This is a genomic window from Pseudoalteromonas sp. SWXJ133, assembly GCF_015864365.1.
Lineage (GTDB): Bacteria > Pseudomonadota > Gammaproteobacteria > Enterobacterales > Alteromonadaceae > Pseudoalteromonas > Pseudoalteromonas arctica.
Genome location: NZ_JADYXJ010000003.1, coordinates 16,567 through 37,021, shown reverse-complemented (window position 1 = coordinate 37,021; position 20,455 = coordinate 16,567). Strand labels below are relative to the sequence as shown.

Below are 20,455 nucleotides of genomic sequence, written 5' to 3'. Positions count from 1 at the left end.
TGATCCCTAGATTGTTGTTGTTAGAAACTACCCTAAATAGGCTTTTTTATGCTCATATAATTAGGGGGTTAGATATCCTAACAGTTTTTTTAAATAGAGTAATTGATTATAACGGTGACTTTAAGGGGAAATAGTAACAAAGTTTGTCAGTGGCTTTCGCGTGTTATAAAACGCTGCCAATGCAGGTGTGAGTTAATAATACGTATTTGTTGGACAACGGTATTTAATAAGTGGGTATCGCTAAACACATCCTGTGGATACTCGTTAAAGCCCATTAAATAATTAAATGTGTCTTTAGAGTTAGCTTGCAGGGCGTATATGCGCATTTGTTGCTCAAAGTTAAGACGAAGACTGCTTATTGCTGTTTTCATGCCGAGTTGATCTACGTTTGGTATATCACATTTTTGCAGGTAACCGGCTCGCTCACCTTCCCCTGAAAACCAAATGCGGACTTTTTCACTGTACCTGCCAGTTTTAGCCGGTAAGTCGAACATTAATCGGTGTTGGTTTTGCGATTTGATGAACGTTATATATTCATTAAATCCAGCATTTATAAGTGCTTGATGTACAGGAACTAGGCGAGGTTTTATTTTACCGTGGGTATGAAAATTAAAACATAAGACGTTTTTTTCAAGGGACAGATCATCAAGCGTTAAGTAACCAATCTCATCGCTATAAGCACCGCTATAATATGCAATTAAAGGGAGCCAAAAATGCCAGTGTTTTGGTTGCTCTCGTGCAACTTTAAAATCACCGTATATATATCCATTATAAAGAGTGTGCAGTTCCATGGCTGAAAAGGGCCGGCGACCAAGATGGGTTTTCAACGTAATACCTTGAAAATAATGATGTGTTTTATTTTATACCCAACTAGCAGTAGATGCTAGTCGGGTTTTATTCGCTTTTAACGTAAAGCGTATAAAGTATTATTCACTCAATGCACGAGCTAAACCTGTAGGCTCAATTTCTGTGCATACTTGGTCATCATTCCAGTTAATGCCAACAAGTGCGTTGTCTTCGTTTAAGTCTTCAACCCATGCATCTAAAAACTCATCAAGATTGATTTCTACTGGGCTGTAGTCTTTCCATTCTTCTTTACATTGTGCTTTAGCTGCTGCTTCACTTTCCCAAAGCAGTAATACGTCAGTTTCATCAAATTGGTTAGAATCGCACACTACAAAGCCATTATCTTCTGCACCAAGTGCCCAAATTACTTCGCTAATACGTACTTTTTCTACGAAGTTAACTAGTTGTGATTCAATTTCGATATCGCTCATGTATTTACCCTTTTAAATTAGTGACGAGGATTGGTATCTATTGCTGCTTGGCGCTCGTCATATTGCTTATGAAAAGCAACAAGCGCTGAATGCTGACTAAAGTCAGCTAATTCACGAAAGCAAATCCAATCAAGCAGGCAGTATAAACTGATGTTGAGGTATTCACAGCTTTTAAATTCTTCATCGCTTAAATGGGTATTTAAAAAGCTTAATGTTTGTTCAATACGTTCGTTTTGCAGGTTAAAAAATAATTTATCACTTTTAGTGTCAAATCCAGAACGTTTACATAACACCATTTCTACTAACGAATCGTTACAGGCATTTATAGTCGTAAGTAAGTGCTCTTGAGGCCACGTTAGTTTTGGCTGAGCTGTTTTTTCAAGTAAATAACGCAATATAGAATTAGAGTCACTAAGTGTTAAGTCGCCATCTACCAGGATTGGGATTTTTCGAGCTGGATTTTTACTGGCCATAGTAGGGCGATCTTGCTCAGAAAATATATCGAGACTTACAAGCTCTAGTTTGCAGCTGTTTTGTTGTGCCCAAATTCTAATGCGGCGCACGTAAGGTGAAGGTACAGAACCAATTAATTGCATAATTACTCCATAAAAAAGCCGCATAAGCGGCTTTTATCAAATGTTACTTACAGTACAGTTAAATTTATTCTGAACGGCTAGTAACTTCAAGTAAATGATAACCAAATTGAGTTTGCACAGGGCCTTGTACTTGATTAATTGGCGCAGAAAACACAACTTTATCAAACTCTGGAACCATCATACCAGGGCCAAACTCACCAAGAGCACCGCCATCCTGACCTGAAGGACAATTAGAATGTGCTTTTGCTAGTTCAGCAAAGTCTTCGCCTTGCTCAATTTTTGTTTTTAAGTCTAAGCATTGTGCTTCACTGTCTACAAGTATATGTCGTGCGCTTGCTACTGTCATAAAATCTCCCGAGTATAGTGTGGTGTTTTTTTAACCGAATTGAAGTGTCATTCTAGTTAGTTTCAACTAATTGTACCAGTATAAACTTATTTATCAGAAAACGCAGTTTCAATTGCAGTAATCATTTGCTCTGAATTAGGTGCCACTTTGCTGTTAAACCGTAAAACTGTTTTACGATCAGCAGACACTAAGTATTTATAAAAGTTCCAATTTGGAGAGCTAGTTTGCTCATTCAAATATTTAAAAATTGGATTTGCTTCGCTACCACGAACTTTGCTGGTGGCAAACATGGGAAAAGTTACACCATAATTTACAAAGCATACTTTCGCTGTTTCTTTTTCATTGTCTTCTTCTTGAAAAAAGTCATCAGAGGGGAACCCTAATACGACTAAACCTTGCTCTTTGTATTGTTGATATAGCGCTTCAAGGCCTTTAAATTGATATGTAAAACCACAATTACTTGCCGTGTTTACTATTAACAAAGGTTTATTTTTAAATTGGCACAAGTTAATAGATTCTTTTGAGCGAAGCTTTCGTATATCTACATTGGTAAAATCTTGGCAGTCCTGTGTAGAGGTTTTATTTATGATTGATGGTGTTTGAGCTTGAAGGGGAGCATTAATAAGTAAAGCCGTTAAACCTATTATAATTATTTTAAGCATTACATTACCTAAACTTTACGATTGTTTGAATGGATAATCATACGCTAATATGGAACAAATTGATCAACACTCTAATGACCTATGACAATCCGTTTAGCAACTATTAATGATCTTAATGAAATTGTAGCAATTTATAACGAAACCATTGCAGGGCGAATGGTAACAGCAGATACGCAAGAAGTGAGCGTTGATGAAAAGCGTGACTGGTTTAATAGCCACAACGATAAAAGGCCTATTTATGTTTACTGCGAAAATAACCAAGTACTTGCTTGGGTAAGTTATAAGTCGTTTTATGGGCGCCCTGCTTATGATGGTACAGTAGAAATGAGCATTTACATTACCAGTAAAGCGCAAGGTAAAGGGCTTGGTAAAAAGCTAATGATATTTGCTCAAACACAAGCTAAGCAGTTAAATATGAAAGTATTACTGGGCTTTATTTTTAGTCATAACACACCCAGCGTTAATCTGTTTAAACATTTTAATTTTGAAATATGGGGGGAGTTGCCAAGCGTTGCCATAATGGATGATAAGGCGTACAGCCTTACTATTTTTGGAAAACACCTCTAATAAATTATAGTAAAAACTCCTTATGTTTTTTTACAAAATAAATATAAGGATTTATGCTAATCAAGTAAAAATAGACTACGCTATTAACATATTAAGTTTATTAATTTTAAGTGTAGCTTGATGATTCGAAAAATATTAATTGTTGATAGTAGCAGTGTCATCGCAATGCGTGTGAAAGTGCTTTTAGAATTAATAGGATGTGAAGTCGAATTAATTCATTTCAGCATGCTAGACATGTATACCAATATAGGCGACTACGACTTAGTTGTTGTTGCCCATGGTGTGCCTGTTGATTCTATAAAACCGCTTGTTAGTCAAGTAGCGCAAGAGCGTTTTATGCTGCTTGCTCCAAAAGCACAAAGCGGTGAGCAACTAACTGCGTTTAGTGAGCTCAATCATGTTGCGCCTGACGCAACCGTGATCTACCCGTTTTTTTCTAATAAAGAAATTACTTCTCTTTTAGAGAGCCTACTAGAATTAGGCTCCAATCATATTTTGCAATTACCCGCTATTTTACTCGTCGATCATGTTCCTGAGCGCCTCGAAAAAATGAAAAACAGCTTGATCGGTGCTCATATCGAGACCCATACAGCAACCACCTCTGCAGAAGCTTTAGAAATTACTAAAGAAAAGCAAATCGATATACTGATAAGTGATTTTGTTTTAGATGACGGAACTGGTCTAGAAATTTTTTCAAACTTAAAAATAATGCAACCACATTGCCGTTGCTTATTATTTACCTCACGTCCCGATCAAGTTTCAATGATTGAAGCTATTCGTCAAGGTGTAGAAGACGTACTTATTAAGCCATTGAACGACAGCTCATTATTACAATCAATACATAAACTGTGGCAAACAGAGTTATTAAAACGCCATAACGCAGAACTTGTCGAAAGGCTACAAGATACGGTTGATGCCCTGATTGAAAAAGACAGCCTACTTCAGGTTATTTATAAGCATACGCCCGATGCAATTATGTTGTTTGAGAAATGCGGTAGAGTGATAGAAGCTAATGATGCCTGTTTAAAACTATTTAACTTACCGTTTAACGAACTCGAAGGGAAATCAGTATTTAGCTTTTTAGATGATGATTCAACATTAGGTATTAAAAATAAAATATCGACATTAAATAGTAATCGCCAATTTAGTTGCGACTTACGTTTATCTAAAACAGCAGGGGGCTATATACCGCTAGTGGGATCTTTTAATGAGATAGATCATCACGGAGAAATAGCACTTGCCGTAATATTTAAAAATGTAACCCACCTTAAGCAAAAAGAAGATTTACTACTTGAAGCAAAAGATATCCTTGAAGAGCAAGTAAGAGCGCGTACCTCACAGCTTGAACATGCAAAAAATATTGCTGAAGCTGCAAATTTAAGTAAATCAGAATTTTTAGCAAATATGTCACATGAACTTCGCACACCAATGCATTCGATTTTAAGTTTTTCACGTTTTGGTTTAAGCAAATTAGATGCTGGAGATTTTGCAAAAGAAAAACTCATTAAATACCTATCGCGAATAGAGAGTAGTGGTGAGCGTTTACTGTCATTACTGAATAATTTACTCGATCTATCTAAGTTAGATGTGGGTAAGTTTCCATTTAATCCTCGTCCGTATAATCTAGCTAACATCATTAAAACAAGTATTGATGATGTATCTGGTACGGCAATGGAGAAAGAAATTGAGATTGTATTTACCGAGCAGCCGCTACCTGTAATTTCGCAGTGTGATGAAGAGCAAATAAACCAGTTACTTCGAAACGTATTAGGTAATGCACTCAAATTTAGTGAACCAAAAAGTAAAATACAGATAAATTTAGAGTCAGATAGTCGATTTGCTACTATAGAGGTTACCGATAATGGGGTCGGTATACCAGAAGATGAGCTGGAACATATTTTTACTAAGTTTGTACAAAGCAGCAAAACAAATAGCGGTGCCGGTGGTACCGGATTGGGCCTTGCATTGTGTAGAGAGTTTGTGTCTTTACATCAAGGTGAGATCACTGCACGTAACAACGAAAATGGTGGTGCAACTATATCTATACAGGTGCCATTAGAAATAAATCTAGATGATCATTTGGCTGAAGAGCAATTAATACAACACAGTAATTAATTGTTTTTTGGCAAGCCAAGTAACTTTTTTGAGAATTTGAATGGATGATAAATTATGGCCTTAACTAAAATACTTGCCGTTGATGATGAACCCTTTAACCTTGAAATTATTGATGAAATTTTAGAGGAGCTTGATTTTGAATTACAAGTAGCAACAAGTGGTCCTGAGTGTTTAAACATGGTTGAAGGCTATATGCCTCAGGTTATATTGCTCGACGTAAGTATGCCGCAAATGAATGGCTATGAAGTATGTAAAGCACTTAAAGCAAATCCAAATACGGCACACATTATTGTTATGTTTGTGTCTGCTCGAGGCACAGTTGAAGAGCGTATGGAAGGCTACTCGGTTGGTGCAGAAGATTATATTGTAAAACCTTTTGGCCATGACGAACTTAAGTCAAAGCTTAAAAATTTAAACCAAGTACTCGTTGAAAAGCAAAGTCTTGAAAAACAAGTTGAAGATGCTACATCAACTGCATTTAATGCAATGGCTAATAGTAGTGAAATGGGGAAAATAGTTAACTACGTCGAAAATATAGGTTTTATTAACGACCCTCAAGAGCTAGGTAAAGCGCTTATAGATTGCCTACAGTCTTTCGATTTACAAAGTAATATTGAGTTTAGAGATAATGATCAAATAAGCCACTTTGCATTAAATGGCGTGTGTTCACCTATTGTGGTGGAGTTATTTGAGATGCTTAAAAATAAAGGGCGCTTACATGAATTTTCGCACCGAATTTTAGTTAACTATGAATTGATCAGCTTACTTATTTTAAATATGCCAGATCACGACCCAGACAAACATGGGCGTATCCGTGACCATGTATGTTTTATTGTCAGTGTTACCGAGCAGCAGCTACGCGCCATCATGACTAAGAAAATGCTTGAATCACAACACGCAAAACTTAATGCCGTAGCAAGTACAGTTCATAGTAAGTTTAATGGCTTAATTAGCTTATTGAATGACAATCGTCAAAACAACGAAAAAGTGTTTAAACAGTTACAAGAAGAGCTCGAAGAACGTATCCCATCAATGGGATTAGATGAAGATCAGGAAGTGTTTATTTATAAAAAAGTAGATGAAACTTTCCAAAACTCAGTGGCCTCAGAGAAGTCTGTTAAACAGGTAAAAGCAGCTTTTGCTGAAATTGAGCAAGACCTGTCATTGCTTTTAAAGAGCTAAATATACTTAATTAAATAATGTTACTTTAAGGCTTACTCCAACTGCATTATGCATCTCTGGGTAAGCCTTTTTCTACGATTCTGATTAACCTAGCCGTTTTACGAATTTGTAATCGTTGTTTATCGTTTTGTTGAGCAAGCGCCCATTCAATATGTTCTAAAACAAGCTCGCTGCATATTTGGCTTTTATCTTGTAAGGCATGAATAATAGCCGGGCTAAACTCTGCATTACCTAAACCGACCGCTATATTACGTAACCAACGTTCGTGACCTATGCGGCGAATAGGGCTGCCTTCGGTATTTTTTAAAAATGTAGGCTCATCCCAAGCAAATAGCTCAAGTAAATCTTTATTTTTTAATTGAGTACGGGGATGAAAATCATTTTCATCTGTTATTTGTCCATAACGATTCCAAGGGCATACTAACTGGCAATCATCGCAGCCATAAATACGGTTGCCTAATAAAGTTCGGTATTGTTCGGGGATGGGGCCTTGGTGTTCTATCGTTAAGTACGATATGCATTTACGTGCATCAACAACGTAAGGCTCTACAATTGCACCTGTTGGGCAAAGAGTAATACAAGCAACACATTTACCGCAGCCTTCAAACGTGTTCTCTGCATCTATTGGTAGGGGTAAATCAATAAATAGCTCACCTAAAAAAAACCACGATCCTGCCTCTTGATTAATTAACAACGAATGCTTACCACGCCACCCTAAACCGGCTTTTTCGGCGAGTTGACGCTCAAGTACAGGAGCTGAATCTACAAAGGGCCTAAAGCCATATTCGCCAATTTCTTGCTCTATTTTTTGGCCGAGTTTTTTTAAACGATTACGCATTAATTTATGGTAATCACGACCCAGTGCATAACGACTTATGTATGCTTTTTCTTTATTTTTTAAGGTTTTTGCAAAGCCAGCATCGGGAGGGAGATAATTCATTTTTACGGATATAACACGCTGTGTACCAGGGATTAATTCAGCAGGGCGGGCGCGTTTCATACCGTGAGCAGCCATATAATCCATCGAGCCGTGGTAGCCAGCATCAAGCCAACGTTGCAATTGGGCTTCGTGCTTAGATAGGTCAATATCAGTAATGCCCACTTCGCTAAAGCCAAGCTCTTGTCCCCAGGTTTTTATTTGCAGGGCTAATTTTTCATAGTCTGGGGTAGGGTTGCTCACACACTTCACACACTTAAATTAATAGCTGCGTAATTTACCATATTTCTCTGAGCCCGAAAACGCTTCTTAGCGCACAAAGCGCTTTAACTGTTGTTGGGTTTGTAAGCTTAACTGTTGAGATTGCTCGCTATCGGCTAATGCCGTATCTATTTGCTGTTTAGCTTGCTCACCTAAAGCTACTATTTGCTCTACCGATTGGTGAGTATTAGTTTGAGTGCCCTCAAGCATATGTACAGCACTGGCTATTTGTTGTAGTTGCTGTTGGTTGTGCTCAAACTCACTAAGCATTTTTGTAAAACCATCACAGGTTGCACTAATTGAACTTTGTGCATTATTGGAGTGAGTCATTAATTGCTCTGACTCATTATTTGTCTCGTTTACTAACTCATTCATTTGAGTAATAAAGTCACTAATTTGCCTGGTTGCGCCACTTACCTTTATTGAAAGCGTACGTACTTCGTCTGCAACTACGGCAAACCCTCTACCAGCTTCACCCGCTCTAGCTGCTTCTATTGCGGCATTAAGGGCTAACAAATTAGTTTGATCGGAAAACTCTTCAACCATTTTTAAAATACTACGAATGTTTTCACTATTTTCTTTTAGTCCCGCAATTGTATTTGAAAAGCTACCCAGCATATTAGTAATAAGTTTAACCTGCTTTACTAAAGCAGCGAGCTCTGATGCAGATAGCTTTACAAAGTTAAGGTGTTCATTATTAACGTTATGCACGCTATCTGTATTATTTACTATGTTTTGTAAGCTTTGGGTTATTTGCATGCTGCCATTAATAATACTGTGGCTTAACTGTATTTGTTGCTCACTTGATTGCTCAGTATTTTTCATTGACTGTGCCACTTGTGTATTACTGTGTGCACTAGCTTGAGCACTGTTATATGTTGTGCTGAGTAACTCACTTAAATGGGCAGTAAATATATTATATTGTGAACTTAAATCTTTAAATTCGTCATACGAAAAGTGGGGAAGTTTTGCTGCTAAATTTGCATCTTGTTGGTTTATTTTTATCAAAGTATCGCGCATAGCGGTAACAGGGCGAACAATTAAAAAACGCATATAAAAAAGAGTAAAAATAAAACCAGATATAATAACAAGCGTAAGTAGCCAAAATAGCCCTGTACTTTGCTGTTGTTCGCTTAAACTCTGATGCAGCCAAAATAACGTAATTGCTTGGAACAATAATACAAAACTCAAATTACCGACTATTTTACGCGTTAACGTAAAAAAGAATGTTTGCTCTATATAGTTATAAATTTTCATAAAACTACTCATTATGTTTAAACCCTACGATTTTTATTTTAGTTAGGGAGATGTAAGTTAGCTTTTTTGTAACGATAACAAGTAAGCTTTGGTTCGCGCTGGGTAATTTGTAAAAAGTCCGTCTATGCCATACTCAAGCATTAGCGCTATATCTTGTTCTCTATCGACCGTATAAGCATAAATCTTTAGACCTCTTTTTTTTGCATCATCTGCAAAAGCCTTATTTATAAAGGTTTTATCTACATGCACACTAAAAGCGTTTAAATCACTTGCAAACTTTGCATAGTTAATTGGAATAGAAGAAGTAAGGGCACCTATTTTAAGCCATGGTAGTCTACTTTTAAGCCACTGTAGTTGATGATGATCAAACGATGATACTAAAATATTCGCTTTTGATATTTTTTTAGCTTCAATGTTTTGTTCTAGTTGAGCCACAAACCTTTCTAGTTCAAACGTATGTTTAAGCTCAATATTTAATAAAGATTTATTGTTATTCCAATCAAACAGCTGCTGAAGAGTGGGAATTTTTTCACCATTTCCAGCATCAAGTTTAGAGAGTTCATGTGCCGTAAAGTTACTCACCCTACCTTTACCGGTGGTGGTTCTATCGAGCCATGAGTCGTGTATTACCATGTAATCATCTAAGGAACTTTGAATATCTACTTCAATACCATCAACACCTACTTTTAACGCTTCTAAAATAGCGCTTTTGGTGTTTTCAGGAAAATCCCCACTGGCACCACGGTGTGCAAATACTTTCATTGTCGAGCCTTTTTAGTGATTGACCACGTTTCAAAACAAGCGGCACTAACAATAAGTGCTCCACCAACTAACGTCATAACAGTAGGACGTTCATGAATAATTACTATAGCCAGTATGGTGCCATAAAGTGGTTGTAAGCAAGAAATTAACCCCGCAGTTGCCGCTGATAAATGCTTTAAACTTGCTGCAAATAACGAGTGCGGTGTAGCTGTAAAAATAACACCCGCTATGGCAATTAAAATTAGGTCGTGATGACTAACCTCATATACCGGCACTTCTATAAATGCGCACAGCATAATGCTTGCCACTAAGGTTTGATAAAACATCGTTTGCGGGCCACCATATTGGCTAAAGTAGCGCTTATGGGTAATGTTTCTGATTGAAAAAAACAATGCCGATATCACACCTGTTATTACACCTAAGGTTACATCGTCGCCCAAGTTTGCACTTGGTACTAACAGGTAAATCCCTAAAACAACCACCGCCGCACTTATTATATCTTTTGCTTTTGGCCTGCTTTTATTAAATAAGGGCTCTAAAAATACCGTCATTACGGGGTAGCTAAAAAATGCCAACATCCCAATTGTTATACCGGCCATTTGCATACCAGCAAAATAGGTTACCCAGTGAATACCCACCGCAACACCTAAAAATAATGCAATAAGGTAGTCTTTAGGCTTGTTTAGTTTAATTTGTTTTTTTTGAAAATACAGCATGGCTAAAATAGCCATTCCTGCAATTGCAGTTCTGTAAACGGTAATATCTAAAGCATTTAAACCAATAAGCTTGGCAAATAAAGCGGTTCCGCCAAAAAGTAATACCGCTATGTGCAAATAAATTAAACTTTGCTGCTGAGGTTGCATTTAGTTTCCTTGTTGTACTTTTTGAACATATTAACATTGCTTAAAAATTCTTAAGATGAATTTTTTTATCGCATGACAAATGTCATAAAAGTTGATGACACTTCACACTCTTATTATTTTTGTACGCTGGCATAGTTACCTTACTCAACAGGGGATAATTATGAATTCTTTAATTTTAATCAGCTTAACTATTAATGAAGTGCTAGAGGCATTAAGTTTTACGATTACGTACGCAGATTGCTTTATGCTGGCATGCATTTTTATGTTATTTATATTTATTAATAAAAATAGTCCTATAAGTAAAAATAATATGCCAGAGGTATTTGTATGAGCTCGCTTAACTCCTTTTCTCAACAAAGTGATAAAGGTTTTTGGAAATATGGGCATTTAATTTTTACAGGCTTTTATTTACTCCCATTAATAATTAATTTTGCGAGCTTTACTGCTAACCAAATAACGATGTCTTTAGCCTTTTATGTTGCTTTTATTCTTTTATATGTAAAAGCAATAAACTGCAAAAGTGCAGGGGTGACCAAGTTGTTTGTAGCCATGCTATTAATTTGTTTTTGCGCTACTTTTTACACCACAGGTACTCCTACTTTATTTGGCTTTGCAGCCTACGTAGCAGGCTATGCATACAACTACCATCAAAGAATTTATGCTGCACTCGCGATTATATCTACGGTTTTATTAAGCGCATATATTGGTGATATAGGGAAGGTTCAATACTTTTTAGCCGTTGCTTTGATTTTATGTGCAGCCTTATTTAGTTACGGTATTGCAGCTAAAAGAGAGAGCCTGTACAAAAAACGTGAGCAAGAAAGCGCTAACCAATTAGAGCAATTAGCAGCAATTGCTGAGCGTGAACGGATAGCCCGCGACTTGCATGATATTTTAGGCCATTCACTGTCATCTATTGCTTTAAAAGCTGAGCTTGCAAATAAATTAAACCAAGGTGAGCGTTACGCTCAAGCAAATAGCGAAATTGCACAAGTGGCCGATCTGGCAAGGCAGTTACTCAGTGATGTAAGAAGCGCCGTTAGTGATTTAAAACAGCTTAACCTTGTTAGCCAAGTAGCACAGTTAAAACAAAAATTAATAGAACAAGACTTTAACGTTTCATTTAATGTAGTTTTAAATACTCTACCCGCTAAAGTAGAGGGCATCGCAGGCCTTATAATTAAAGAAGCCGTTACCAACTTGCTACGCCATAGCAGCACAAAAAATTGCGAAATAAATATAGAACAAACAGCACAGAAGCTACTCATTACCGTTATTGATCGTGCACCGTGCTCCACATTAAATTCGGGCAATGGCCTAAATGGTATTAAAGAGCGAGCAGAGCAACTCAATGGCAGTGCAACATTTACCTGTGGCGATATTTTTACTTTAAATGTAATGCTACCAGTTTCAGCTAAGGATTTATAATGATCAGAGTGTATTTAGTGGAAGATCAAGCGCTTGTACGCGACGCAGTAGCAGCATTGTTAGGACTCGATTTTAATATTGAGATTATTGGGCAAGCAAGTAACGGGCAAGATGCACTTAATGCAATTGAGGCGCTTGATAGTGATTTACATCCCGATATAATTTTAACCGATATAGAAATGCCAACCATGAATGGTATAGAGCTGAGTGAAAAAATAGCCGCTAAGTTCCCCGCTATAAAAATGGTTATTATGACCACATTTTCTCGTGCGGGTTATATTAGGCGAGCGCTTACGGCAGGCGTTAAAGGTTTTATTTTAAAAGAAGCACCCAGTGAAGAGCTAATAAATGCGCTTAAAAAAGTAATGCAGGGACAAAAAGTGATAGACCCAGAGCTTGCTATCAATGCATTAGACGACGCAGATCCACTTACAGATAAAGAGCGCAAAGCACTAAAACTTGCAAGCGATGGCCTTAAAACAAGCGAAATAGCCAAGCAGTTATTTATAAGCGAAGGGACTACGCGTAACTACCTATCAGACGCCATTGCAAAATTAAACGCCACTAACCGCATAGATGCTGCGCGTATAGCTAAACAAAAAGGATGGCTTTAAATAGTGGGTTTATAAATTATAAGCAAAGTATTACTATGTTATACCAATCTGCTTATATATGGGGTCTATTTAACGTTAAGAAAATTACGCTAGAACTAGGCAAAAATTTTTGTATCTAGTTGTTCTAAATAAAAATTTTTTAACGACGTTATAGTGAAATTTAATTCGTTAAATTGATCAAAGATTTATGCAGGTTGGTATTACTTATAAAAGTAACGAACAGCGCTTAAAGTTAGCTTAAAAAGCGTTAAAAGAGGGTTTAATGGCGAATTTAATAGAACTAACAACTAAAAATAGTACTGCAATACTCACTATGAATACCGCTGAAAATCGTCACAATCCAGCGTTTTTGGCTGAGTTTAATTTACACCTTGACCATATTGAAGCAGATCAAAATATTAAGTCAGTTATTTTAACGTCTGCGAGTGACAAAAACTGGTCATTGGGCATCGACCTTCAATGGATGTCTAACCCCAGTATTTTACCTGCTGCAATTTCTGACTTTATGATTCAAATAAGTGACTTGTTTAAGCGCATAGTTACTTTTCCTATGCCTATAATTGCTGCGTTAAACGGGCATACCTATGGCAATGGTTCTGTGCTTGCATGTGCGTGTGATTTTAGATTTATGAAGTCAGACAAAGGCTTTTTTTGTTTTCCTGAAGTTGATGTAATGGTGCCTTTTGTACCGTCGATGTTTCCTATAATTAATAAAGCAATTTCGCAAACATTCTTTAATCGCCTAGCTATGTCAGGAGAGCGTGTTGGTGCACAGCAGTTGCTAGACAATAAAGTGGTTGAAGCTGTGTTTGCAAATAACGATGAACTACAAGCGGGTGCACTTGAGTTTGCCCAGCAGTTTAATAAAAACCGCTGGATTTACGCTCAAAATAAATCACAAATGAATAAGCAAATTTTGCTTACAATGAAAGAGGAAGACCCAAGCTTTATTGATAATATAAGCAAACTGCTGTGGAAAAACCTACAAAAAAATAAATAACATGAACTCTGGTTAAGAGATTTACTAACGTATTGAATCATGGTGATATTTAAATTTATTTTCTCTAGCCAGAGATTTTTAGTGAAAACAAGGCGAATTTACGCGTCAATAGCTGGCCTATTGCAGCTATATTCAACGCTGTTAGCGCTGAAAATAGCTGCTCGAGATAGATTTATTATCCAGAGCTCAGGTTATAATAGCGCGAAAGGGTTTTAGCGTTGCTACGATATGACTAAATACTTTGCAGTTAAGGGGTCGTTAAGCCCCATTGCGCTAGATTTTTAAACTATACAGAAAGATAAACAGCAAGGTAAAAGTGCTTTCTTAAAAGTTTAATCGCTTTTACCTGTCTCATTATAACTATATGGGTTAAAATACCTACATAACCAACTAACAAGATAGTGAATGTCAAACCAAGATCCAAATCTCAGTCGAGAACAAGAAAAGTACGAAAACCCAGTCCCTAGTCGTGAGTTTATACTTACTCACCTTCAAGAGCGTTCAAAGCCTGCTAACTACGCGCAATTATGTGAAGAACTAGCAGTAAACGATGACGAACGCCAAATAGCATTTAAACGCCGCCTTCGCGCTATGGAGCGTGACGGACAGCTGTATTTTAATAAATTTAAATGCTATGCCCTAATTGACGAAGCCGGTTTAACCAAAGGCAAAGTAATAGGCCACAGAGACGGTTTTGGCTTTTTAGAAGTTGAAGGCGAGAGTAAAGATTGGTTTATTGCTAAGCACCAAATGAACATGGTGCTACATGGCGACATTGTACTAGCTAAAGGCACAAAGCGTGGCTCTGGCTCAAAATGCGATGCACGTATTATAAAAGTGCTTACTAACGAGCGCGCGCCAATTGTTGGCCGCTACTTTGTAGAGCATGGTGTTGCCGTTGTGGTCGCTGAAGATCCGCGCATAACGCAAGACATAATGATTTTACCAGGCAACGAAAACGGTGCCCGCCATAACCAAATGGTGCAAGTTAAAGTCACACAAAATCCAAGCCGCAATATGAACGCGGTAGGTAAAATTATTGATGTACTTGGTGAGCATTTAGCCCCAGGCATGGAAATTGAAGTCGCACTGCGCAATCACGATATTCCACATGTATGGCCAGAAGAAGTTGAAGCACAAGTTGCCCACCTAGGTGAATTTGTTGAAGACGCTGACAAACAAGGCCGCGTAGATTTACGTGACTTACCACTAGTAACCATTGATGGCGAAGACGCTCGCGACTTTGATGACGCCGTATATTGTGAACCTAAAAAATCAGGTGGCTGGCGCTTATGGGTTGCCATTGCCGACGTATCGCATTATGTAGGAATGAACACGCCGCTTAACAAAGAAGCCATTTTGCGTGGTAACTCAGTGTATTTCCCTGAGCAAGTAATTCCGATGCTACCAAAAGTGCTTTCTAACGGGCTATGTTCGCTTAATCCAAAAGTAGATCGCTTATGTATGGTTGCCGAAATGACCGTATCGAGCGCGGGTAAACTTTCGGGTTATAAGTTTTACGAAGCGATAATGAACTCGCATGCACGTTTAACTTACACCAAAGTAAATGCCATTTTACAAAACGACGAAAAACTACGCGAAGAATACTCAGCCGTAGTGCCACATTTAACTGATTTACAGCAAATGTACATGGCACTTAAAGCCGCACGTCAAGAGCGTGGTGCCATTGAGTTTGAAACCCTAGAAACACGTTTTGTATTTAACGCTCAGCGTAAAATAGAATCAATAGTGCCTGTTATTCGTAACGATGCGCACAAACTCATTGAAGAATGTATGATTTTAGCCAACGTATCGGCGGCTAAAATTCTTGAAAAGCACGAAGCAAGCGCGCTTTATCGTGTGCATGACGAACCAGACAGCGAAAAGCTAGGTAACTTTACTAAGTTTTTAGGCGAGTTAGGTATCGAAAGCACATTAAGCGACGAGCCAACACCAAAAGAAATAACCCAAGTATTAGCGCGACTAGGTGACCGCCCAGAAGCCGAGCTTATTCAAACTATGCTACTGCGTTCAATGAAACAAGCTGTATATCAGCCAGATAACATTGGTCACTTTGGTTTAGCGTTATCGGCTTACGCGCACTTTACATCGCCAATACGTCGTTATCCAGATTTAGTAGTACATCGTGCTATTAAAGCAGTTATAAAAGCACAAGGTCAGCAAACGTCTGGCGAATACGCTTATACCGACGACGAAGTTGATCAACTAGGTGAGCAGTGTTCTACCACAGAGCGCCGCGCCGATGATGCAACTCGCGAAGTAGCCGATTGGCTTAAATGTGAGTTTATGCAAGATCACGTAGGTGACGAGTTTGACGGTGTTATTTCATCGGTCACTAACTTTGGTTTGTTTATTCGTTTAGACGATTTACAAATTGATGGGCTTATTCATGTTACTAATTTAGGCGATGAGTTTTTTGCGCATGATGCTGCAAAACACACCCTAATAGGTGAGCACTCTCACAAAGTTTATCGCCTTGGCGATAAAGTAACAGTAAAAGTTGCGTCGGTTAGTTTAGACGATCGCCGTATCAACTTAACGCTTAAAGGCGATGTGGCACAAGACAGATACTCACGTCGTCGTGCGCCAAAAAAAGGTTCAGGTAAATCTGAGCATGCGCCAGCAAGTGTGCGTTCGCAATTAAAAGCAGGCAAAGTACCGGGTAAAAAGTCGCACAGCGATGACAAACCAAAAGGTAAAAAAAAGCCAGCAAATAAAGATAAAGGCAAGCCTGCAAATAAGTCTGCAACTAAACCCGCAGATAAAAAAGCAGCAGACACTGCCGTAAAGAAAAAGCCTAAGAAGAAGGCAGTTAAAAAGCCTAAAAGAGCTGGCAAAAATGCCCGTAAAAGTACTAGCCCAGGAGCAGATAATACGTGAGTAATGAATTAATTTTTGGCTTTCACTCTGTTGAAGCAATTTTAGAAAGCGAGCCAGAGCGCTTTGTAGAAATTTACGCCCTTAAAGGTCGTGACGACAAACGCTCAACTCCGATTATTGATGAAGCACGTAAGTTTGGTATTTCAGTACAGTTTATGCAGCGTAAAGCCCTTGATAGCAAATCAAAGGGTGAGCAGCATCAAGGTATTATTGCCAACGTAAAAGCAGCGCCAACGTTTAACGAAAAAGATCTTGATGCGATCATCGCTCGTGAAGACACACCGTTTTTACTTGTGCTTGATGGTATTACCGATCCGCATAACTTAGGCGCATGCCTACGTAGTGCAGACGCTGCTGGTGTTCACGCTATAATTGTACCTAAAGATCGCTCTGCCAAGCTTAACGGCACAGCACGTAAAGTTGCTTGTGGTGCAGCCGAAACAGTACCGCTTATTCAAGTGACTAACCTTGCACGTACGCTTCGCGAAATTAAAGATGCAGGCGTATGGGTTGTAGGCACCGCTGGCGAAACTGATAACCACGTATTTGATGCAAGCTTAACGGGCCCAATGGCGATTGTTATGGGCGCAGAAGGCGAGGGCATGCGACGCTTAACGCGTGAGCATTGCGATATGCTTGTTAAAATCCCAATGGCGGGTACTGTTTCAAGCTTAAACGTATCGGTAGCCACGGGTATTTGTTTGTTTGAAGTATTACGCCAACGTAACGCAAATAACTAATATATAAAACGATAAGTTTTATGTATTAAAAAGCCGAGATTGAAATTCAATCTCGGCTTTTTTGTATCTGTAATTTATGCTTTTAACTTTACACCAATTATGTTGAATTAGTGCTCTATTATAGCGATAGGAAAATAGCTCTATAGCAAGGCAAAAATAACGAAATATAGTTGTTCTTATATGAGTTATTTAAAGCAGCTAATAAACCGCTTATCCTATATAAAGCGCAGGTAAACGGTTTAATAACAAGGCAATAATTTAGATGTGTAGTGCTTTTACATAAAAAATTATTAACGCTGTTAGTGAACCATTTCTCCTATACAAAGCGCAGGTAAACGGTTTAATAACAAGGCAATAATTTAGATGTGTAGTGTTCTTACATAAAAAATTATTAACGTAGTTAGTGAACCACTTACCCTATACAAAGCGCAGGTAAACGGTTTAATAACAAGGCAATAATTTAGATGTGTAGTGTTCTTACATAAAAAATTATTAACGCTGTTAGTGAACCGTTTATCTCATACAAAGCGCAGGTAAACGGTTTAATAACAAGGCAATAATTTAGATGTGTAGTGTTCTTACATAAAAAATTATTAACGCTGTTAGTGAAACGTTTAACCAGCTTTCAATTTAGAATGAGTAAGTGTAGCCCATCTGTACAGTACGCGGCTTACCTGGTTGAATGCCACCGTTTGAACGGTTAGCAACGTATGTTTTATCAAACAAGTTATCAACGCTTAGGTATACTTTTTGATTTTCATCGATTAAGTATTTAGCAGCTAAATCCCATACTACGCGGCTATCAATTGCGTTTAAGCCCGACTGCGTTAAGTTAGCATGCGCATCAGATACGTAACGTATTTGGCTGTTAACTACAAACGCAGAAAACTCAGCACCTAACGATAACGCTACTTGGTTTTCTGGTACGTAAGGCATTGCATCGCCTTTTTCTACCGTGCCCCAAATTTCTGAATCAAAATCGTTTTTAAACTCAGAGTCTGTGTAGGTGTATGTTAATTTAACTGGGAACATAGCTGTATCAGTTGCAAAAGTACGGCCTGCACTAAATTCAAAGCCCGCTACTTCTACTTCACCGTAGTTGTATTGGTCGCCAATGTTGTCGTCGCTACAGCCAACCGCTGCAGTACAGTTACCGTGCATGTTGCTGTAGTCAGAGTAAAAGCCAATTACTTCACCGCTAAAGCCATCCATATTAAAGCGAGAGCCAAACTCAATATTTACACTTTCTTCTTCTTCTTGGTCAGCATTACCAGGTGCTGCTGGTGCATACCCTTTTTGAATGCCCGCAAGTAGCGTTACGTTTTCGTTAAGTGTGTAAGTAGCACCTAGTGATGGAACTAAAATTTCAGTGTCGTTCGACACATCTTTAGTTAAACCGTTGCTGCGTGTTAGATCTGATTTAGACCACTCTTCACGCGTAATAGTAATGTCTTCATAACGAAGGCCTGCACTTACTACTAATGCATCAATTGTCCACTCGTCTTGAATAAACAAGGTACTTGCTTCTGCGCTATCTACACGGTTGCTGTCAGAGCCCGGAACGCCTTGCTCTGTAAGCGTTAAGCTTAGATCTTGATTAAGTGTGTATGTGTCTTCCCACTGAAAACGATCCATTTCGTCTTCGTGGTAACGTACGCCAACAGTCACATAGTGGTCGCCTGCAGGAATATGTAATTCAGACTGAATACCTTTAGCTTGGTAATCGCGGTTATTAGCTTTAATACCAATACCTTCAATACCTTCGCTTGTAGGGTTTGCTTCAAATTCACTGTATTGCTCAAGGTAGCTTTCGCTTACTTTGCTGGCTTTATACCAGTTACGATGAAAATCGTTTAAGTAAGCCGTAGCTAAAAATTCATAGCCATCACCAAAACGGTACGCGTAGTTAAGTTGGTATGCGTTGTGGCGAGTATTCATTTCATCGTTTTGCGATGCAGCATAACGACGGTAAGGACTTTCTTGATAGTCTTCGTCAGTTAAGCCCATGTATGTTTCGTCTGATGTTTCGTCAGAGTACTTAATTTTTAGCTCAAGATTATGCGCATCGTTTTGACCAAACGTATGGCCAAATTTTAATAGTAAATCTGTTTTTTCAAAGCCGGTGTTGTCATTACCTACTGGCAGCTCTTTAAAGCCGTCTGCGCCGTAAGTAAATACTTCAATTAAGCCTGCTGTGTTGTTTTTTTCTTTACCGAAGTAAGCGTGACCTTTGTAGTAACCATCACCACCAAGGGCTGCATCTACCATACCTTTTGAGCTATTTGGCTCAGTAGGTAAGCTGCGCGAAAGTAAGTTTAAAACACCGCCCGTAGTACGCGGGCCGTACTTAACTGATGCCGCGCCTTTTAATACTTCAATAGACTCCATACGACCCGTAGTAGGGAAGTAGTAAGCAGATGGTGCTGAGTATGGTGCTGGTGCAACTAATACACCGTCTTCCATTACTGATATTTTATCGTTACGACCAGTACCTGTGCCGCGCATACCAATATTAGGGCGAAGGCCGTAGCCGTCTTCTTCTTGCACGTAAACGCCAGGAACAGACGCTAAAACGCGAGAAATATCAGTAAATTTGAATTTTTGAAGTTCTTCATCAGAAATAAACGTAGCCGAACCAGGAATATCGTTAATTGCTTGTTCTGAGCCAATAACGGTAATTTGTTCAAAGCGTTGTTCTTTATTGCTGGTGTCTTTTGCTATTGCAGTAGCACTAAAAGACAAAGCAACCGCAGTTGCCAGGGTAAATACTAAAAACTTAGGGTTCATTGTGTTCCTAATCATGTCAATTATCTTAATTGGCGTAATTTGAACACGTTAACGAATACGAATCAATGTTATTAAGTATTTAATTATTCAGTTTAATAGAATTAAAAACACCTACTTATGCAACTTTGTTAACTAAATCGTTTCTTTTGTATTAGTTTGT

Annotated in this window: 18 protein-coding genes; 8 read left to right on the top strand and 10 right to left on the bottom strand. The window is 38.3% G+C overall.

Annotated elements, in window-relative coordinates; genetic code table 11:
• Positions 1–146 precede the first annotated feature (146 nt).
• The 5 genes from I6F40_RS03045 to I6F40_RS03025 form a co-directional block, all read right to left on the bottom strand.
• Complete coding sequence (locus tag I6F40_RS03045) at positions 147–827, bottom strand: hypothetical protein (protein WP_101164452.1); 681 nt, start codon at positions 825–827, stop codon at positions 147–149.
• Positions 828–926: 99 nt separating this feature from the next.
• Positions 927–1,277 (bottom strand): DUF2750 domain-containing protein, encoded by a 351-nt coding sequence (locus I6F40_RS03040; protein WP_165740589.1) that lies wholly within the window; start codon positions 1,275–1,277, stop codon positions 927–929.
• Between the two features lie 17 nt (positions 1,278–1,294).
• On the bottom strand, positions 1,295–1,873 hold the full coding sequence (locus tag I6F40_RS03035; RefSeq protein WP_197192471.1) for a glutathione S-transferase family protein: 579 nt from the start codon (positions 1,871–1,873) through the stop codon (positions 1,295–1,297).
• A gap of 64 nt (positions 1,874–1,937) precedes the next feature.
• Complete coding sequence (locus tag I6F40_RS03030; protein WP_002958009.1) at positions 1,938–2,219, bottom strand: peptidylprolyl isomerase; 282 nt, start codon at positions 2,217–2,219, stop codon at positions 1,938–1,940.
• Positions 2,220–2,305: 86 nt separating this feature from the next.
• Positions 2,306–2,881 (bottom strand): glutathione peroxidase, encoded by a 576-nt coding sequence (locus I6F40_RS03025; RefSeq protein ID WP_024590220.1) that lies wholly within the window; start codon positions 2,879–2,881, stop codon positions 2,306–2,308.
• Positions 2,882–2,962: 81 nt separating this feature from the next.
• On the opposite strand from I6F40_RS03025, the gene I6F40_RS03020 reads away from it, so the two are divergent.
• The 3 genes from I6F40_RS03020 (at position 2,963) to I6F40_RS03010 (ending at position 6,745) form a co-directional block, all read left to right on the top strand.
• Positions 2,963–3,448, top strand: coding sequence for a GNAT family N-acetyltransferase (locus tag I6F40_RS03020; RefSeq protein ID WP_166376997.1), 486 nt, complete (start codon positions 2,963–2,965; stop codon positions 3,446–3,448).
• Between the two features lie 120 nt (positions 3,449–3,568).
• Entirely contained in the window at positions 3,569–5,563 is a 1,995-nt protein-coding gene (locus I6F40_RS03015; protein WP_197192470.1) for a hybrid sensor histidine kinase/response regulator, read from the top strand.
• Between the two features lie 54 nt (positions 5,564–5,617).
• On the top strand, positions 5,618–6,745 hold the full coding sequence (locus tag I6F40_RS03010; RefSeq protein WP_197192469.1) for a response regulator: 1,128 nt from the start codon (positions 5,618–5,620) through the stop codon (positions 6,743–6,745).
• 46 nt (positions 6,746–6,791) lie between these two features.
• On the opposite strand, the gene queG is transcribed toward I6F40_RS03010, so the two are convergent.
• The 4 genes from queG to I6F40_RS02990 all read right to left on the bottom strand — a co-directional run bounded on the left by queG (position 6,792) and on the right by I6F40_RS02990 (position 10,825).
• A complete protein-coding gene (gene queG / locus I6F40_RS03005) occupies positions 6,792–7,925 on the bottom strand; it encodes a tRNA epoxyqueuosine(34) reductase QueG (protein WP_024592883.1) in 1,134 nt (377 codons plus the stop codon).
• Between the two features lie 66 nt (positions 7,926–7,991).
• Positions 7,992–9,212, bottom strand: a complete 1,221-nt coding sequence (locus I6F40_RS03000) for a methyl-accepting chemotaxis protein (RefSeq protein WP_197192468.1) — start codon at positions 9,210–9,212, stop codon at positions 7,992–7,994.
• Between the two features lie 45 nt (positions 9,213–9,257).
• Positions 9,258–9,962: a glycerophosphodiester phosphodiesterase gene (locus I6F40_RS02995; protein ID WP_197192467.1), complete on the bottom strand. Its 705-nt coding sequence runs from the start codon at positions 9,960–9,962 to the stop codon at positions 9,258–9,260.
• On the bottom strand, positions 9,959–10,825 hold the full coding sequence (locus tag I6F40_RS02990; RefSeq protein ID WP_197192466.1) for a DMT family transporter: 867 nt from the start codon (positions 10,823–10,825) through the stop codon (positions 9,959–9,961). The genes I6F40_RS02995 and I6F40_RS02990 overlap by 4 nt, the downstream gene beginning before the upstream one ends.
• Positions 10,826–11,152: 327 nt before the next feature.
• Here I6F40_RS02990 and I6F40_RS02985 point away from each other — a divergent pair, with 327 nt between their 5' ends.
• The 5 genes from I6F40_RS02985 to rlmB all read left to right on the top strand — a co-directional run bounded on the left by I6F40_RS02985 (position 11,153) and on the right by rlmB (position 17,508).
• Positions 11,153–12,253 carry a sensor histidine kinase gene (locus I6F40_RS02985; RefSeq protein ID WP_197192465.1) on the top strand — a complete coding sequence of 367 codons (1,101 nt, stop codon included), beginning with the start codon at positions 11,153–11,155 and terminating at the stop codon, positions 12,251–12,253.
• Positions 12,253–12,867, top strand: coding sequence for a response regulator transcription factor (locus I6F40_RS02980; RefSeq protein WP_197192464.1), 615 nt, complete (start codon positions 12,253–12,255; stop codon positions 12,865–12,867). The genes I6F40_RS02985 and I6F40_RS02980 overlap by 1 nt, the downstream gene beginning before the upstream one ends.
• 262 nt (positions 12,868–13,129) lie before the next feature.
• Positions 13,130–13,867 carry an enoyl-CoA hydratase/isomerase family protein gene (locus I6F40_RS02975; RefSeq protein WP_197192463.1) on the top strand — a complete coding sequence of 246 codons (738 nt, stop codon included), beginning with the start codon at positions 13,130–13,132 and terminating at the stop codon, positions 13,865–13,867.
• Positions 13,868–14,272: 405 nt separating this feature from the next.
• Positions 14,273–16,768, top strand: coding sequence for a ribonuclease R (gene rnr / locus I6F40_RS02970; RefSeq protein ID WP_197192462.1), 2,496 nt, complete (start codon positions 14,273–14,275; stop codon positions 16,766–16,768).
• Positions 16,765–17,508 carry a 23S rRNA (guanosine(2251)-2'-O)-methyltransferase RlmB gene (rlmB, locus tag I6F40_RS02965; protein WP_007378377.1) on the top strand — a complete coding sequence of 248 codons (744 nt, stop codon included), beginning with the start codon at positions 16,765–16,767 and terminating at the stop codon, positions 17,506–17,508. The genes rnr and rlmB overlap by 4 nt, the downstream gene beginning before the upstream one ends.
• 630 nt (positions 17,509–18,138) lie before the next feature.
• Here rlmB and I6F40_RS02960 read toward each other — a convergent pair.
• Positions 18,139–20,295 (bottom strand): TonB-dependent receptor family protein, encoded by a 2,157-nt coding sequence (locus I6F40_RS02960; protein WP_197192461.1) that lies wholly within the window; start codon positions 20,293–20,295, stop codon positions 18,139–18,141.
• Between the last annotated feature and the right edge of the window lie 160 nt (positions 20,296–20,455).

What these genes read in the sequence shown, in the direction of transcription:
- I6F40_RS03040 (WP_165740589.1), bottom strand. Translation starts at nt 1,277, where the DNA reads ATGAGCGATATCGAAATTGAATCACAACTAGTTAACTTCGTAGAAAAA.
- I6F40_RS03035 (WP_197192471.1), bottom strand. Translation starts at nt 1,873, where the DNA reads ATGCAATTAATTGGTTCTGTACCTTCACCTTACGTGCGCCGCATTAGA.
- I6F40_RS03030 (WP_002958009.1), bottom strand. Translation starts at nt 2,219, where the DNA reads ATGACAGTAGCAAGCGCACGACATATACTTGTAGACAGTGAAGCACAA.
- I6F40_RS03025 (WP_024590220.1), bottom strand. Translation starts at nt 2,881, where the DNA reads ATGCTTAAAATAATTATAATAGGTTTAACGGCTTTACTTATTAATGCT.
- I6F40_RS03020 (WP_166376997.1), top strand. Translation starts at nt 2,963, where the DNA reads ATGACAATCCGTTTAGCAACTATTAATGATCTTAATGAAATTGTAGCA.
- I6F40_RS03015 (WP_197192470.1), top strand. Translation starts at nt 3,569, where the DNA reads ATGATTCGAAAAATATTAATTGTTGATAGTAGCAGTGTCATCGCAATG.
- I6F40_RS03010 (WP_197192469.1), top strand. Translation starts at nt 5,618, where the DNA reads ATGGCCTTAACTAAAATACTTGCCGTTGATGATGAACCCTTTAACCTT.
- I6F40_RS03000 (WP_197192468.1), bottom strand. Translation starts at nt 9,212, where the DNA reads ATGAGTAGTTTTATGAAAATTTATAACTATATAGAGCAAACATTCTTT.
- I6F40_RS02995 (WP_197192467.1), bottom strand. Translation starts at nt 9,962, where the DNA reads ATGAAAGTATTTGCACACCGTGGTGCCAGTGGGGATTTTCCTGAAAAC.
- I6F40_RS02990 (WP_197192466.1), bottom strand. Translation starts at nt 10,825, where the DNA reads ATGCAACCTCAGCAGCAAAGTTTAATTTATTTGCACATAGCGGTATTA.
- I6F40_RS02985 (WP_197192465.1), top strand. Translation starts at nt 11,153, where the DNA reads ATGAGCTCGCTTAACTCCTTTTCTCAACAAAGTGATAAAGGTTTTTGG.
- I6F40_RS02980 (WP_197192464.1), top strand. Translation starts at nt 12,253, where the DNA reads ATGATCAGAGTGTATTTAGTGGAAGATCAAGCGCTTGTACGCGACGCA.
- I6F40_RS02975 (WP_197192463.1), top strand. Translation starts at nt 13,130, where the DNA reads ATGGCGAATTTAATAGAACTAACAACTAAAAATAGTACTGCAATACTC.
- rnr (WP_197192462.1), top strand. Translation starts at nt 14,273, where the DNA reads ATGTCAAACCAAGATCCAAATCTCAGTCGAGAACAAGAAAAGTACGAA.
- I6F40_RS02960 (WP_197192461.1), bottom strand. Translation starts at nt 20,295, where the DNA reads ATGAACCCTAAGTTTTTAGTATTTACCCTGGCAACTGCGGTTGCTTTG.